Source organism: Hyphococcus sp. (genome assembly GCF_965228385.1).
In the GTDB taxonomy this organism is placed as follows: Bacteria; Pseudomonadota; Alphaproteobacteria; order Caulobacterales; family Parvularculaceae; genus Hyphococcus.
In genome coordinates this window covers 671,641-687,109 of the sequence record NZ_OZ245810.1, presented here as the reverse complement: position 1 = coordinate 687,109, position 15,469 = coordinate 671,641, and the positions used below count along the sequence as shown (strand labels likewise).

Annotated in this window: 14 protein-coding genes; 7 read left to right on the top strand and 7 right to left on the bottom strand. The window is 54.2% G+C overall.

Annotated elements, in window-relative coordinates; all coding sequences use genetic code 11:
* Nucleotides 1–59 precede the first annotated feature (59 nt).
* From ACQK2Q_RS03080 to ACQK2Q_RS03070, 3 genes are read right to left on the bottom strand one after another with little or no spacing between them, the layout of a single operon-like run.
* Nucleotides 60–1,181, bottom strand: coding sequence for a DUF3800 domain-containing protein (locus ACQK2Q_RS03080; RefSeq protein WP_425408287.1), 1,122 nt, complete (start codon nt 1,179–1,181; stop codon nt 60–62).
* The gene (locus ACQK2Q_RS03075) at nt 1,181–2,437 is read right to left on the bottom strand and encodes a type II toxin-antitoxin system HipA family toxin (RefSeq protein ID WP_425408286.1); all 1,257 of its coding nucleotides are present in this window, start codon (nt 2,435–2,437) and stop codon (nt 1,181–1,183) included. Before ACQK2Q_RS03075 ends, ACQK2Q_RS03080 begins: the two co-directional genes overlap by 1 nt.
* Entirely contained in the window at nt 2,437–2,760 is a 324-nt protein-coding gene (locus ACQK2Q_RS03070; protein WP_425408285.1) for a helix-turn-helix domain-containing protein, read from the bottom strand. The genes ACQK2Q_RS03075 and ACQK2Q_RS03070 overlap by 1 nt, the downstream gene beginning before the upstream one ends.
* A gap of 273 nt (nt 2,761–3,033) precedes the next feature.
* Between ACQK2Q_RS03070 and ACQK2Q_RS03065 the strand changes: the two genes are divergently transcribed.
* Genes ACQK2Q_RS03065 through ACQK2Q_RS03045 form a run of 5 tightly spaced genes read left to right on the top strand, consistent with a single transcriptional unit; the run spans nt 3,034 to nt 7,282 of the window.
* On the top strand, nt 3,034–3,909 hold the full coding sequence (locus ACQK2Q_RS03065) for an AAA family ATPase (RefSeq protein ID WP_425408284.1): 876 nt from the start codon (nt 3,034–3,036) through the stop codon (nt 3,907–3,909).
* Nucleotides 3,906–4,370, top strand: coding sequence for a hypothetical protein (locus ACQK2Q_RS03060; protein ID WP_425408283.1), 465 nt, complete (start codon nt 3,906–3,908; stop codon nt 4,368–4,370). Before ACQK2Q_RS03065 ends, ACQK2Q_RS03060 begins: the two co-directional genes overlap by 4 nt.
* Complete coding sequence (locus ACQK2Q_RS03055) at nt 4,370–4,879, top strand: hypothetical protein (protein ID WP_425408282.1); 510 nt, start codon at nt 4,370–4,372, stop codon at nt 4,877–4,879. The genes ACQK2Q_RS03060 and ACQK2Q_RS03055 overlap by 1 nt, the downstream gene beginning before the upstream one ends.
* Nucleotides 4,876–5,772, top strand: coding sequence for a CBASS oligonucleotide cyclase (locus tag ACQK2Q_RS03050; protein ID WP_425408281.1), 897 nt, complete (start codon nt 4,876–4,878; stop codon nt 5,770–5,772). Before ACQK2Q_RS03055 ends, ACQK2Q_RS03050 begins: the two co-directional genes overlap by 4 nt.
* Before the next feature lie 4 nt (nt 5,773–5,776).
* Nucleotides 5,777–7,282 carry an SAVED domain-containing protein gene (locus tag ACQK2Q_RS03045; RefSeq protein WP_425408280.1) on the top strand — a complete coding sequence of 502 codons (1,506 nt, stop codon included), beginning with the start codon at nt 5,777–5,779 and terminating at the stop codon, nt 7,280–7,282.
* A gap of 220 nt (nt 7,283–7,502) precedes the next feature.
* Here the strand turns inward: ACQK2Q_RS03045 and ACQK2Q_RS03040 are convergent, their stop codons facing one another.
* From ACQK2Q_RS03040 to ACQK2Q_RS03030, 3 genes are read right to left on the bottom strand one after another with little or no spacing between them, the layout of a single operon-like run.
* Nucleotides 7,503–9,716: a DEAD/DEAH box helicase gene (locus ACQK2Q_RS03040; RefSeq protein ID WP_425408279.1), complete on the bottom strand. Its 2,214-nt coding sequence runs from the start codon at nt 9,714–9,716 to the stop codon at nt 7,503–7,505.
* Complete coding sequence (locus tag ACQK2Q_RS03035) at nt 9,691–11,001, bottom strand: ATP-binding protein (protein ID WP_425408278.1); 1,311 nt, start codon at nt 10,999–11,001, stop codon at nt 9,691–9,693. Before ACQK2Q_RS03035 ends, ACQK2Q_RS03040 begins: the two co-directional genes overlap by 26 nt.
* A complete protein-coding gene (locus ACQK2Q_RS03030; RefSeq protein ID WP_425408277.1) occupies nt 11,001–13,076 on the bottom strand; it encodes a TerB N-terminal domain-containing protein in 2,076 nt (691 codons plus the stop codon). The genes ACQK2Q_RS03035 and ACQK2Q_RS03030 overlap by 1 nt, the downstream gene beginning before the upstream one ends.
* Between ACQK2Q_RS03030 and ACQK2Q_RS03025 the strand changes: the two genes are divergently transcribed.
* Nucleotides 13,075–13,413 carry a hypothetical protein gene (locus ACQK2Q_RS03025; RefSeq protein ID WP_425408276.1) on the top strand — a complete coding sequence of 113 codons (339 nt, stop codon included), beginning with the start codon at nt 13,075–13,077 and terminating at the stop codon, nt 13,411–13,413. The genes ACQK2Q_RS03030 and ACQK2Q_RS03025 overlap by 2 nt on opposite strands.
* 45 nt (nt 13,414–13,458) lie before the next feature.
* On the opposite strand, the gene ACQK2Q_RS03020 is transcribed toward ACQK2Q_RS03025, so the two are convergent.
* Entirely contained in the window at nt 13,459–14,268 is an 810-nt protein-coding gene (locus tag ACQK2Q_RS03020) for a DNA -binding domain-containing protein (RefSeq protein ID WP_425408275.1), read from the bottom strand.
* A 243-nt stretch (nt 14,269–14,511) separates the two neighbouring features.
* On the opposite strand from ACQK2Q_RS03020, the gene ACQK2Q_RS03015 reads away from it, so the two are divergent.
* Entirely contained in the window at nt 14,512–15,459 is a 948-nt protein-coding gene (locus tag ACQK2Q_RS03015; protein ID WP_425408274.1) for a hypothetical protein, read from the top strand.
* Nucleotides 15,460–15,469: the final 10 nt, after the last annotated feature.

Sequence of the window (15,469 nt, the reverse complement as noted above, 5' to 3'; positions counted from 1 at the left end):
GAATATGAAAAAATTGGTCTGGTAGCTATGATCGCATTTTCATTACATTTTGCAGATACTCATAGCTTGGCCATAGAATTGAGTCTCCGCTGATCAAATTCGTCGATAAGCCGTTCAATCTCTTCGCGCTTGGCGCCTTCCGGCAATGGCAAATCAGCTAGAAACGACCACCGTTTCTCAAGCCCTCGAAATGAAACTTCGTCACTGTAACCACGACGGGCCTGAGACCAGAACATCTCATGAAGTTCGGCAGGCAGTGTTTTTCCCTCTTCCAGTTTTTTCGCACACCACAGGGTCACATCAACGAGTTCAAGACCTGCGCTTTCGTCGCCGGGCATAAAGACAGGCGGCGTTTCCGGCATTGTCTTCCAATCCGCTTTCGGCATGCCTGGTCCCAAGGACGTTTTATGACCCCGCAATTTCCGGTAGATATCTGCAATTTCATCTTGGGCTGTATTGAACTCAGTTTGCCGATCGACGGTGATCCAGCGCGCCTTCCTGCCACGCTTGTCTGTATGCATCGCGATCCCTTGCAGAACCTGTTGAAAGCCAACAAGATTTGGGGAAATCTGAAGCGTCGTTTCGCGATTGCTGGATCCGTAGCTGATTTCACTCGTATTCGCCTTCGCCCATGTCAGCGCGTCTCCAATAAGAGTGCGCGACCGTGCATCGGGGAGTAGCGGAATGCGCGCCAGAAGATCGTCGCATAATTCTATCAATTGCACGGCGCATCTGTCAGGATTTTGCTCACGGCGCGCGGCCCAAGCCCGACGGGCCAAATCCTCGTCAAAGAGAAAAGCGACCTTGAACAGCAACGGATAGCGCATGGGCGTCCAATAGTGCGCCCAGGCTACTGCTTCATTGAGGCCGGCATCAAACACCTGATCGAAAAACAGGATGACTGCATGATCGCGCTTCTCGACCTTATAGAAAAAGAACCTAACGTCATTCTTCTTGCTGAAAGCCGCAATGTCGCCCGCGATCTCCGCCAATCGCCCCACGCCGAGCTCGCTCGCATGCAAACGTTTAACGCCGAGACGCGTACGCAGTTTCGTCAATAGAGATTCCGCTGCCGTGTCGAGATTTTTAACACATCCGAGCACGCCATAATAAAGAGTCGGCTGCGCCGCATCGAACAGGTTCAACCCTGTGTTTCCGCTTTCATCGACATAGAAAAACATCAGCTCGAAAGCGCCCTCGCCCTCGTAAGATCCTCGTGTTCGAAAGCGCTCTGCATGCGATCAATCTGGGCTTTCGTTTGACCGGCGCGGGAAGCAACCTCTCGCCAATGACTGACAGCTTCTCCGATCTCGCTTATAATTTTAGTCGCCTGATCTGCTTTGAGTCCGAAATACTCCGCCTGTTCGATGGCAAGCCCGACAGAGCACGTTCCATCATCGGGACTGATATTCGTCGTCAAAACGCGCGGCTTCAAATCCTGTGGCGTGGGATTTAGGTCATAGACAGGCGATAACGCCCAACCCTTCTTTCCTCGAAAGAGGAATCCGTGATTGCGCAAATGATCGTCAACATTGGAAATCAGGATGTTAAATGCCATTCGGCGGAATAATTCGGGCGCATCGCTCTTCACACCAGCGCCGATGCGAGCCAGTTCGTCCATTATCTCCGGATAGCTGGAACGGTCGCCGTCCTTCAGCTGCAGCATCGACAACGCAGACAGGAATGGAATGCGCCCGTCGCCTTCCCGGTCAAACCGCCAGGAAAGAAGCACTGACCTGCCGCCAAGCTGGACGAGGTCATGGTCAGGGCACTTGATCCCCGCCTCATTCGCCAATGTGAGTGCGATATGTTCCCAAGCCTCGACGCTGTATTCGTCCGTCTCTTTGGGAAACTTTGCGATAGCAAGTCTTCCTTGATTGTCCTTAACGGACGCCTTGGGGCGTGCGCCGCCCAAAGACGAGCCGGGCGCGAAGATCATCTGAAGGTCTTCATCCGTCTCCTCGCCGCGCTCAATCCGATCCGCGCTTTCGAGCAAGCGGCCCAACATCATGAAGCCCGGCACACCCGCTTCGTTTGGCGCCTGAAATTCTTCTTCGCCTTCGCGTCTTAGGCGCAGCGCCCCGAGCCGCGAAATGTCGGCAACGCCCAGAAGAAAATCGGTCTCATGGAGGGTCCGGACAGGACGTCCCTCGGCCTCCGCCCGGCGCCGCTCACGCCGCCGCATGAGCTGGCGGCCCCATGTGTCAGGGGCGGAATCGCCGATCGCCCCGAACATCTCCCGTTCTTGGTCCGGATAAAATCGTCCTTTGCCAACAGCGAGCGCCGGTTCTAGAGCGAAGCGCTCATCATTTCCGAGCCAACCTTCGTGATATTGGAAACTCACCGTCTCGCGGTCGCGAGACGGCGCGCGATAGAGCGTCCCGACCCGATGCGTGCCGTTAGGAAGGCTGATATGTACTTCCACCGGATCGGCCATTATCTATCCTCCCCACGACGCTCTCCGGCTCGTCGTTTCGCCGATGGGCTCGTAAGTTCAAGCCCCAGCCTGTCGCGCGCCGGGTCAGCAAGCTCCGCTACACCCTGCAGGAGACCGAGCGCGTTGAGCACCGAGGCGTAGATGCCGATGCTGACGGCGGGATCCCCTTCCTCAATCCGCTTCAACGTATTGCGGGAGGTGTGGGCGCGCTCCGCGACCACCTGAGCCGAGAGTTTTCGCCGCTTCCGGGCGTCAAATATGTCATCGCCGAGCTTTTCTAGCGCCCGGCGAACCGCCAGAGGCGGGGTATGGGGCGTTGGCATTTTGCTACCTTCGTTTAGCAGTTCATAGAGAATATGCTTCACGAAGGTTACAATTTCAAGAATTCAACGAGCAATTTCAGTTGAAGTGAAGCCGCCAAAACCGCAGCCATTTGCGCCGCGGTGCCACAGAACCAGAACAAACTACGAACTTCTCCTTGACGAGCGCTATATCTTGCGCTCAAGTGATAGAGGCACCAAATATGTGGTGGCTGGGGTCTGTCGGGTGAAGCCTGCTCGTCCGTCTATCCCCATCCCAAAAATAGAGTATTAGCCATGAGCGTCATCGTCGACGAAGCGATATTGCCTAACCCAACGTTTAAATCAGCGTGGGACACAATCAAGACCGATTCCGCCCAAAAGGAACGGCTGATCGCCCAGAGCCTACTTGCGCTCACGCTCAGGCGCTCATTTACGTTTGAACAAATGCCGATCCATGGCTTGATCGTACTTTCGGGCGAACCCGGAACTGGCAAAACCACACTTGCCCGCGGACTGGCTCACAAGATTTCCGAAGCGCTGACGGGGCATTCCGTAAACTTCATGCAGGTCGATGCACATGCAATGACAAGCGCTAGCCTTGGCAAGTCACAAAAAGAAGTGACGAAACTCTTTACACAAACAATTCCAGAACGCGCCAATGGCAAAGCACTTATTGTCTTGCTTGATGAGGTTGAAACCCTGGCAGCAGACCGCCAGCGCATGAGTCTGGAAGCCAACCCAGTGGATGTGCACCGAGCAACGGATGCCGCGCTGGCGGGCGCAGATCATGTCGCCCGTCATGCGCCGAATGCACTCCTGATCGCTACCACGAACTATCCGGACGCTGTTGACCGAGCCTTTCTGTCGCGCGCCGACTTGATCGAAACAATGGGACCGCCAACGGCCGAAGCGCGCAAGGCGATCATTCAGGAAACGCTTGACTTGTTCGGATCGAAGTGGAGCGGCATCGATCGGCTTAAATCGCACATCTCCCGATTTGCGAGCGAAGCGGAAGGCCTCGATGGACGAGCACTGCGCAAAGCGCTTATTGCGGCAGCGGCTTCAACCCCGACGACAGCAATGAATCCAGGAAAAATGACGGCTGAACAAGTGAGCCACGCGATCAAGCGCGCCCACGCCGGACGCCAAGCTAAAAAGGTAGCGGCATGAAAATCAGACGCGACATCGCCGCGCATCCCGAGCGATCGGCAAAGCAAACCTGGGAAAAGATTGTAGAGTTGGTCACCGGAAACGACACGACCGACAAGGAGCAGCTTGTAGGCGCAGCCGGCACCATGCAGGACATCATAGCGGACGAACACCCGAAGGATTATCCTATCATATTTTCCGGTAACGGGCCGCAGCTACGAATCTATCTCGAATATTATCAAGACGCAGTCGAGCGTGGCGCAGACATCGATCCAATCGACTGGAATCCGACAGCGGGCGAAAACTGGGCTGTAGATGTGCCGGCTGACAAGGCTGACATTGACTGGCTTAACGAGCTATTTGGCAAACGTTCACCGCGTTTCAAGGCGTATGACAAGAATAAAGGCGCACCGTCAAAGAACGAGCCAACTTCGAAGAGCGCTAGCGATATCGCTATCGACTGGTCGAAAGTGAGGGCCTGATGACGGTCGTGAACGTCTCTACCTCAACTTATACCCGCACGCACACAGCAGTGTTTGTGGCGGACAAGCTCCGAACACTGATCAGAATTCTGATTGTCGAATATGGACTGAGCACCGAAAAACTGCTGGATGCATGGAACGATTGGGTGAGCGAGGCCGCCCAAGCCTGGCTTATTTCGGGCCACCTCAATGAAGTAGTCGTCGAATTTTATAAACCGGGATCCGACAGCGCGGTTGCCCGTTGGGATTTTCCGATAGCCTATGACGGCGATTCTGATGATGAAGACCTCTGGGTGGACAAGGCGTTCTTCCGTACATCCGTACTAAAGGCCAAGCGCCCGCCTGCCAACTGCACTTATCGCATTGTCCTTATTGTTGCGAGCGGTGCGCCAAAAGTTTATGGCGTCAGCGACACAACTTTGCGCTCAGTGGCACAGCTCACCGCTCGAACACAGGGAACGGTTCTGTCGACGCGGGACATTATGGCCTCGGTTAGGACCTATCAATGACCCTTTCGACCGCAGACGCATTCAAAAAGTTTAAGTCCCGGCTGGAACTCAGTCCGACCGAACAACAAGATGCGAGCAAACGTCAAAAAGATGTGCGCGAAACAATCGATGAAGACTTTGACGTCGATACGAGCTTTCTAACCGGGTCCTACGGTCGCCATACGAAGACCAAGCCCCTCAAGGACGTAGATATATTTTTCGTTCTTGGATCGGATGAAACCCATCGACTTGACCGACCGCCTGCGGAAATTCTCGATGATTTTAAGAAGACGCTGACAGACGCGTATGGCTTATCGGCAGTAGATCCTGACGGTGACAATCGCCGATGTGTGACGGTCGAATTTGACAGCGCGGTTCCAACAGCGGCCGACGACGGGAAAGTCCTATCCATCGATGCAGTGCCGGCATTTACGTCGGGCAGCGCATACAAAATTCCGGACCGACATCTCGGGCAATGGATCAAGACAGATCCCAAGATCCATAAACAGAAGGCTAGCGACAAGAATAAGGAAATGGGCGGCGATTGGGTGCCACTTGTAAAAATGTTGAAAGCTTGGAACCGTGCCCAAGGCAAACCGATCAAACCTTCCTTCCTAATCGAAGTCATGGCGCTAGATCTTGTCCAGCCACCATTCACCACTTTTCCTGACGAAGTCCGCCGTTTTTTTGCAGCCGCGCACGATGCAATTGTAAATGAGTGGCCTGATCCTGCCGGATACGGACCGCCCGTTTCCGACCAAATGACTGGAGCGAGACTCATAACCGCACAAGACGCGTTAAGAAACGCCGACAAAGCGGCCGCAAGAGCAGCACGGCTTGAAAGCCAGAGCAAACAAGGAGATGCGTTGTGTGCTTGGCGGGACCTCCTCGGCGACTACTTCCCGCTGAGTTGACGCAATGGCGGCTTCTCTAGACGCGAGCCAATCCGGGCGACGCTGGCAAGCATTTTACTTCTGGCTAAAAGCTCTCTCGTTGCTCCGGGAAAATAGCGAGATTCAGACCGTCGCTTTTGAGGACGGCCCTAAAGCATTTGACGATGTTGTTGTTACATTTAGGCCCGGGCACGAACGATTGGACTATAATGGACGAAAAGTCCATCGCGACCACTACCAATGCAAATGGCAAGTGATTGGGAAAGGCATCGGGTGGGCCGATCTAATTGATCCGAGATCAATCAATGCGACTTCAGTCTCATTGTTGGAGCGTCTACGCGATGCAATTGAAACGGCCGAAGATAGCGACCGGTTTCACCTCGCAACGACGGCGTCGCTTCATACCGGTGATCCGTTGATTGGACTGATCGGCAACTCGGAAAGGGAATTCCAGATTAATCGCCTTTTCGACGGGACGGGCCCTACAGGCAAGATGGGTGCTATACGAAATGCATGGTGTGATCATCTTGGCGTTTCAGAAGAAACCTTGAGCAAAATGCTGGACAAATTTCGCCTGCGCGCCGGCAGCCCTCCTATTGATGAGCTCATTGAAAACTTGAATTTTTCATTAAGTGCCGCCGGGCTAAAGCCGATTGACCGATCAAAGTCGGCCGCAACCTACGATGAAGTCATTTGGCGTTGGTATGGGCAGGGCCATCGCAAATTCGACATAACGCTTCTCGAATCATTATGTCGGCAAGAAGACTTGTTCCTGAGCGTGCCGAAACCATTGTCAATCGGCATACGAACCTTTGTTCATGATTTTGATGATCTGGCGCTTCGAACAGATAGACTTCTGGACCTGACCGGCCATTTTAATGGGCGGCAAGTGCGGAACATCGACGATTGGCAGTATCAGATTGGCCCTCGCATTAATTCTTTCCTCACTGCCGCGGCAAGACAATCAGATCACTTACAGATTGCCCTGGACGCGCATGTATCGATAGCGTTCGCCGCCGGCCGAACGCTCAGCATCAAAAGCGGCAAGTTGATTGACCTTGAGCAGCGAACCGGCGCCAAACGCATGTGGACACTCTGCCCTGATCAGATGTCGCCTGTTGAGCACGGGTGTTCAATTGTGGCGCAGACCGATTCAGCGACAAGTGATATTGTTATCGACGTCTCAATTGCACGGGATGTTTCAGAAGGCGTTGCCCTCGATTTGCAGAAAAAGGGGCTTCAACACGCGAGCCGGATCTCTGTACGCCCGACGGATGGCCCCTCTCCAGGTTTCGTCAGCGGCCCGGCGCATGCGTACGCAATAAGCCAAGCCGTAGTCGATAAATGCACAGACATCCTACGCAAAGCCGGGTCGTGCTGCAGAGTACATCTATATTTTGCCGGGCCAAACGCGCTCGCCTTTTGCTTGGCTCAACTATCAGTGCCCATAAGGGACCTAACGGTCTACGAATGGGATTTCGAGCAATCCACTCATCGTGGTTATGTGGCTGGTCTTCGTTTCAATGTCTAATCTCAGTCGCTGTGCGAGACCCCACTGAAAGACAAATCTGTAACCGGACGGGTCACGGCTTCAAATCTGCTCATCACGTCGCAGGTTCGACGCCCTCCCGCAGCGTCCAATGAAACCGCAGTGTACAACGAAACAATATCCGGTTTTATGTGCACGACGAACTTTGGCTTTCGCGGTACCTCCTGATTAAGCTTAGCACGATGATTGTCATCACAGCCGCCTAAATCAGCCCTTTTGCAACTTCAGAAATCTCACCACAGTAGGGCTCATTCCTTTTTCGCCACTCATTTCTCAGAATTTCTTCGCTGATCAGGTCGTCATACTTAGCTGATCGGATATTCTCCACGAAACCAGATAATTCCTGAGCTGTCAGGTCCTCTGCGTGCGAGATTTGTTGAACAATCGCCCTAGCCTCATCCCCGGCAGTCTCTGGAAGTGTAACACCAAGATCATGCGGTTCGCATTCGAGGCCAGCGGCTTGCAGGACAATAGCGAATGCATTCGTGACCGCGGTTCCACGCCATAAGAACAAATGCGTGTCTCTGCCAACACCCAGAATCCTGACGGAGTCGAGTTCAAATTCCCGATAGGCCGCCCTCGCCTCGCCGAGCAGCCGCAAGCCCTCCTTATCAAGATAAGGAGGCTCATCTACCCCACGCAACACGGTCCGCATTTCTGCAACGAATTCGTCGCTGACTGATTCTGAAAAGGCAGATTCGAATTTCGGAAGGCGCGCCGATTTATGAGGCGTAACGTCAAGCACTTTGCCAGGATCATCGACGGAGACGACGCGCCATCTTCGGCCGGCGAACAAGATAAGGCCGCCGACGCTGATAATATTGCTCAAGGGAAGCGTCCCGAGCACTTCCCCCTTGTGAACCAGACGCCATTCCTGGTCTGTCGGAAAAATTGCATAGAAAGTGCGGCTATCGACAATCTTTTCACCCAATTCGCCAAGCATGACAGCGCCGTCGGGCGCTTGCTCGATGAGTTTGACATCTGGATGGGCCATATGGCGCAACAACCGCGCATAATCTTGACTGGAGAATGATGACAAGGGCCCGGCGCCGCAAATCGCTTTATATAGCCTGTTGGCGCGTTCGCCGCCCCGTTCAGTTATGACCGAAAGCGTTTGGTGAAGAATGACGGTTGCTGTCGAGCTATCTGCAGCAGGCGGCTCAAGCTGGTCGCGAATGAGCAAACGAACCGCAGCGACCGTCCGCACGATCTCAAGCCGCAACTGGTCAATAGGATCATCCCCTTTGCGGATAAACCTCTCACTCGCATAGATGCGAAGTATCGACGGCGATCCTTCGCGGCGTCCGCTCCGACCCAATCGTTGTTTCAGGGAGCTGATTGATCTCGGCGCACCATATTGCGCTACGCTTTTTACCGATCCAAGATCGATCCCAAGCTCCAGCGTGGATGTCGCCACTGCCGTCGTCGGCAAATCGCCTCTGCGAAGACGCGCCTCCAAATCTTCGCGAAGTCCTTTAGAGATGCTGCCGTGATGTGCGAAAAATTCGTTCGGCACTGCGGCATCCTCCGATAGTTGACGAAGACGGTCGGCCAGCACCTCTACGTCAACGCGGCGGCCGCCGAAGACAAGATTGTTCTCCCCGCGAAGGCGTTCGAACATATGCTCGGCAATTCGGGCAATCACCGAGTGCTTGTCGTCCTCCAAATCCATCTCATTGGCGGAAGAAGCCGGCGGTAATTCTTCATAGCCTCGGATTTGCAATTGTAGCTCGCGCTTTTCAGCAGAAGATTCAAGGATGAAAACCTCTTCCGGGTGCCGCCAATTCATCCATCGAGCGGCAGCGGATAGATCGCCGATGGTCGCTGACAGGCCAATGCGACGCGGCCTCGATTGGTTTAGCTCGTTTATACGCGTAAGCAGGCTCGACAAATGAAGCCCTCGCGGCCCGTGCAGAAATGCATGTAGTTCGTCGATGACAACAAAACGCAGGCTGCCAAAGAGTTTTCGAGCAGCGGCGGGTTTGCGAACGAACAGGGCTTCAATCGATTCAGGGGTAATGATCGCGACGCCGCGCGGTTCCTTGAGAGTTCTTTGCTTGGCTCCCTGGGGGGCGTCGCCATGCCAGCGAACGACAGGAATCTCCATCCGCTCGCAAAGCAGATCCAGCCGTTGAAACTGGTCGTTGATCAGCGCCTTCAAAGGACTGACGCACAATACGGAGAGTCCGGGCGCATCTTCGTTCTTGATCGCCGTCAGGATCGGCAGAAAGGCCGCTTCGGTTTTTCCCGCCGCCGTCGAGGCGGAAATCAGGACATCCCCTTCACCATCAAGGATGGCGGGGATTGCGCGATCCTGGATATCGCGAAGCGCCTGCCACTTCTTCTCCCAGATCCATCGCTGGACTTCCGGATGCAGCTGGTCGAACGCCTTAGAGGGTGATGGAGGTGAGCTCATCGTCGCCATCCGATGCGGTGTCATCCACCCCTTCCTCCTCCTCATCGGGAGCGATTTCCGTAGCGCCGAGCAGCGCCCGCCATTCTGTCTGCGGGTTCTGTTCTAAAACCGCCAGCATGTGAACGAAGGCCTTGATCGTATTTCTGGGCGTCCGGAAATAAGCCTCCCCGACGTGTTCGCTGCAATGTTCCATAAAAGCCTCCAGCGCCTCATCCGGAATAAGATACGCCTCTTCATTCCCGCCGGAATACACGTGCCTCAGATTCTGGAGCAGCACATAGAGTTCTTCGGGGGTCAGGCTTTGAAGCCGCATGATCGGTCCCGTCATGTCGACAAGACCGTCTACGGCGAACGTATTCTCCGAAAGCCTTGATTGCAGGGCTTCATAACTATAAAGGCCGCGGCGAGGGTCCATCAAAAATTCAGGCGTCCCGCCGAAAAGAAAACCAATGCCGCCGACGTTCCCCTGAAGAATATCGTTCAACATTCTGAGGATTTGCTCGTAGTTCTGCTTTCTCGCTTGCGCGCTTTGGAGTTTGTAGAGATTGACCATCTCGTCGAATACGATGAGCAATCCGCCATATCCTGCAAGTCTCACGAACTCAGAGAGAAGCTTTAAGCCGTCATAGATCGAGGCGTCGTCTATGATGGTCCTGACACCGACAGCCTGTCGTGCTTCTGTTTTCGTTGAAAACTCACCTCGCAGCCACCTCAGGGCACCTGCCTTCAGCACATCGTCGCCGGTCTCGCTGCCCCGCCAATAGGCCTTAACAACAGTTGCAAAATCATAACCGCCTACAAGGTCCTGCAACGCCGCCAGCCTTTCATCTATGACCTTTTCGATTGGCTTTTGTTGCGCTTCGCCCTGTCGCACGCATTCGGTCACGAAGCGTTCGAGGATATTCTGCAATGCTCCCCCGTCAGGATTAGTGCGGGTCGAGAGGTTTTTGACTGCCTCCGCATAGAGCGTTCTCGCCTGCCCGCCGGTCGCATGAAGGCGCCTATCCGGCGCAAGGTCCGCATGCGCGGTGACCAGCTTCTTTTCAAGCGCAATCAAGCGCACCAGGTTTGAAAAGAATGTCTTGCCGGCGCCGTATTCGCCGATAATGAATCGCACAGCGGACCCGTCGTCGGCAATCCGGTCTATATCGCGCACAAGCGCGTTCAGCTCTGCGGCCCGCCCGACCTGAATGTGCTGAAGCCCGATGCGCGGCACAACACCAGCGGCTAGCGCCTGAACAATCGTGTCCCTTTCCCGTGTGCGGATCTTCGGAGACTTCGCCATCATCTTTTCTCCAGCGTTTGAATTTCTTCAACGAGGTCGCTCACAACGCAAATGTCTTCTACTGCATCGAGAACCGGCTCGCCAATAACGTCAAAGCCCCATTCATTGATGGTCTCAATCGCGCCATCCGGGAGCAATTGCAGCCGCCTCGCTTCGCTTTCAAAGGAAGGGCGCGACTGTTCGCCATTCGCAAGCAGAAAACTCAACAATTTGCCATGCTGCTGATCCAGCCCTTCGAATCGCAACAATATGTTGTCTGCAATTCTCGAGGGCGGCTGAACAATTTCCTCGTCTTCATTGGCAAATATCTCGCTGAGAAGACCCGCGACTTGCGCTGTTTCTTTAGTAATGCGCTCAATCTTCTGGCGATCGATTGACGCTGCTCTCTCAGCCGCCATATCGGGTGGAGGAGGCACCGGCGCACCGGGTTCACGCGTCGCCGGCCTGAGCGCAATCGGCTCATCGGAACCGGCGGCGCCCCGATGCAAGGCGGCGTAGGCGTCTTCCGCCGGAAACCCGAGGGAACGGAAGAGCTGTTCGACATATTTTACTTCCGAAGCCTCTACCCGGCCGTCTGCGAGGACCGCATCAATCGCCGATCTTGCTATCGTCTTCCTTGTCTCTTCGTCAGCCTTGGACAATTTCCGTAAAATCGGCTGGTGACGAGGCGCATTGCGGCACAGGGCTTTTGCGTAAGCGAAAAGGCGCTGGCGTTCGTCAACAGAAAGACCCGGCACAGACAGGATTTCAGACTTGATGTGCTCAATCTCTTCCGGGGCGATCTCGCCATCCGCGCCAGCAGCAAGCGCGCAAATTTCCGTTATCGTCTTCGCCGCGCGATAAGAATCGCCATCGGCGTCAATAACCCCGTTCTTCGATTCAAATAGGACAACGATGTCGTCGGGGCCCGGCGGCATGCTTCCCAGCCGCCGGTCAGGTTCGAAACCCAATCCCAACTTGTCAAGCACAGCTCCCAGCTTGTTAAGCGTGGCCGCAGGAATTTTGCCGCCTGCCGGGACCTCCAGGTCAATCGCCTCAAGCAATGATTTTACCGGCATCCATCCTGATTTCTTTTCAGACAGGCGCGCCGCAATTGCAGACGCGATTTCCTTCAGCGGATTGGCAGACGGCGCATCCATGAGGTCAGCCGGAAGTAACGCTGCAGCGTCGATCGTGCCTTTCGCTTCCGGCGAACGCCCAATCAAACGGCTGTAAGCATCAAGATCGCTGGTGCACTCGGCAAGAAGCCCATTCAACTTGGTCACCGGCGCTGTCAGCGCTCCAACGTCCGGCAGATCGTCGCCTTTCCCCGAAATGGATGCGTTAAAACGTCCACTCGCAGCCCGGTAATCCAAGGACAGTTTCTTTTTCGGAGGCTTGACCTTTATTCCGTTTGGAAACCGTTTGCCAAACCTGACATTCCAAAGCGCACGTAGCTCATCGAAACATCGGATGGCAGGCGTCCGAAGCTGTACGGCCGGTGATGAGACCATCCAGAGCAAGGCGTCATCGGCGTCGAGGTTCTCGCCATCCAGCACCTTTCGGCCAAGATATGCTCGTACGTCATACGGCATTTCGAAAAGTGAAGAGCTTGGCGGTTCGACCGGGGGTCTTTGGTCAAGCTTTGTCGTCAAAAATCCCGCCGCATCGAGTAAGCGCTCGGCATAGCCGCGGAAGGAATTATTGCCGCCGTAAATTGAAAGAAGGCGTTTTACTTCAGCGAGAATTTCATCGGCCTGCGCCTCTACCTGTTCAAAGAACAGCCGGTATTCGAGGCCGTAGAAGTACAAAAATACATAACCGACGCCAATTTCAGGATCGTCGCGCCCGCTCGCCAACCATTCGAGATACGTTCGCCGAGCCCGCGGCTCGATCTCTGAGTAAGATGGCCAATACGGCATCGAGTCTCCGCCGGGATCGCGTGCGGAGCCAGAAGCTGACAAGGACGGATTGATCAGCGCGTTCTGAATGCGGTCTGAATCTCCCGGGCGATTGCGTTCGCCCACATAGATCATTCCTCCCTCAATTCTGACGCCCTGGATGATGACGGCGTCACCTTTCGGCACCCATTCCATGGGACGACCATTGGAAGCGGACTTCCGGGGCGGCGTTGTTGCTTGCAACCGGGGCGAGGCTACCGCCTGTGGCGGCACTGCACTTTTCAGGCGTGAGGCCGTCGCCTTCTTCCGGCCATTGAAGAAAAAGAACAAGGCCACTCCAGCAATGATCAAAAGCCACCACATTGAAAGTCTCCGCCCAGAATCAGTATTTCAGAATATTGGCGGCATTATTAGTGATTTTGACCATCATTGGGAGAGTACATTCACGCATATCGGGCGATCTGAAGGCGATTCGCGTTGGTCCCATCTCTTGACGAGCGCCAATGCCATATATTTGCCAATCGTAACATGAAATCTGGGGCGCCGAAGAGCCGGATACCGAAAAACTTATTTAGGACTATCCCAACAGCTGACGATATCCCTTTTCCATCATGAATCTCCCCCGCCGGATCGATCGCCTCACGCGGTCGATCAAATATCCGCCTTCCGGCGCCCAATCATCTGTGACGATCTGTTCGCCATACAGAGCGATCGCGATGTCACGCATCGGAGTCTGTCGAAGCCAAAGATCAAGCGCGGTAAGAACCTCGCCAAGGCGCGCGCCTTTGGCGTCTGGCTTGAAGAGCGTTTCTGCAAACTCGCGCTCGCTGTACAGATGAAACAATCGACGCATTACGAGCAACTGGCGTTCAATATTTCTGTCAGGCGCAATTTGAGGAATAATCGCCTGCCCTACACTCACAAAATCTCCGCCTATGCAATTTATCTGAATTTGCTTTGAACCCGTTTTAAGAAGCAATTGTGGCGTCTGATCTGGCCCGGTCAGCAGAATTTTATCGCACTTAAATTTCTCCAACTTCAGTACATTGTCTTCTGTTTCATCGGCAGGCGAATTAACAATTCGCGCGTCTATAATATCTGCGGATAGATCGCGCTCCCAAAAGACTATCGTATTATCGATTGGACGATCGCAACGGTCGCAAAAAAGAACCCCAAACCCTTCCCTCGACTCCCCCTCGCCGACCGCAACAACCGTTACACCCCCTATGGCTTTGCTTGGAAGAGTTCTCTTTTCTCTCGATTCTACAGCAGAAATAAATTTGGGGTTTCGCCGAAGGAACTCGAAAGCCCAACCCGCGGATGTCCGCGCCTCGCCGTTTGCGAGGGACATATGTACCGGCAGCGCCTGTTGAACCGCTCTGTCCACGTTCCCAAGGCCTTAAACCCGTCAAATTGGCTTTCCCGTTGATAATGTTAATGCATTTTTTGCTTCGCTGAAAGAGGAAGGCAGTGGAACATCACGCATAATTGCGATATAGGTTTTCCTGGCCTTTGCTTTGCAGGAAATAGTTTGATTTTATTGCATTTTTTGCTGGCCAGATTGAATAAACTTGCCGCCCGAGCACAAAATATGACTAATCATCTTCGCAAAAAGAGTAACATAGATTTGATGCCGGATATTCTGCCCACCAGGAACGGTGCGCCAGCCACCTTAGAACTGCCGGCATCAGTGTGGACAAGCGCTTTGGATCATCCAAGTCACAGCGCCGGGCCGACTGACGGGCACTGGGCGTTTATGAAAAACGCAAGCGGTTCCCTCCGCGAGACCTTGCGGCAGGTCGTTGGATGTAAATGGGAGGGCGCTCTTTACAAGCTTGACGGCCATGTGCGGGCTGGACTGTGGCGCAATGGCGCTGTCGCAGCGCCGGCGACAGTTCGCGCAACGATTTATTTTCCTGAATCCGAACGTGAATTTTACGATCTATACCGGGCCCATCACGCCGCCAGCTCTGCGATCAGTCGCCTTGATGACATACAGGCGGCGTTTCGTGAAAATGAAATGAGCCTTAATTCCAGACGCCTGAAGCATGGGCTCCTCGTCCAGGCCTTTACATTGGCGCTGCGCGGAAGAATTAGAGTCGCGTCAGACGAAACGCCGGTCGATCTCCGAAGAGCGGTCAGCTTATTCCGTCAAGAACTGCTTCTGCTCGACAAGGCGATGCCGAGCGCAGAAATCTTTCAGACTGGCGTCGTTGCGGGCGCATTGATTTGCCTGACGCTCTATCCAAAGCACGAGGTGTTCTTCGAAAAGCTAGCTCAGGAAAAAGGCAACAAACGCGACGGATTAATGGACCCTGTGGAATGCGTTTTAAGCCTAGTCGAAAAAATCCGGAACCAGGGAACTGCATCGATTGATGCGGTACAGGAAGACCTATGCGCGCGAACCGTGCGGGCTTTTCTGGCCCATATGCGCGGCGACTCGGAAATTTTTGAAGGTCGTGTCAACAATACGATGAAGCGGTACTGGTTCAAGCGCATGATTCAGGGCGTTGACCTCGATGCCTATGTGAAGCGGGTTCGGCGAAAGAAAAAGATCACCGACAAGAGTGACTTGTAAGCGGGACGGC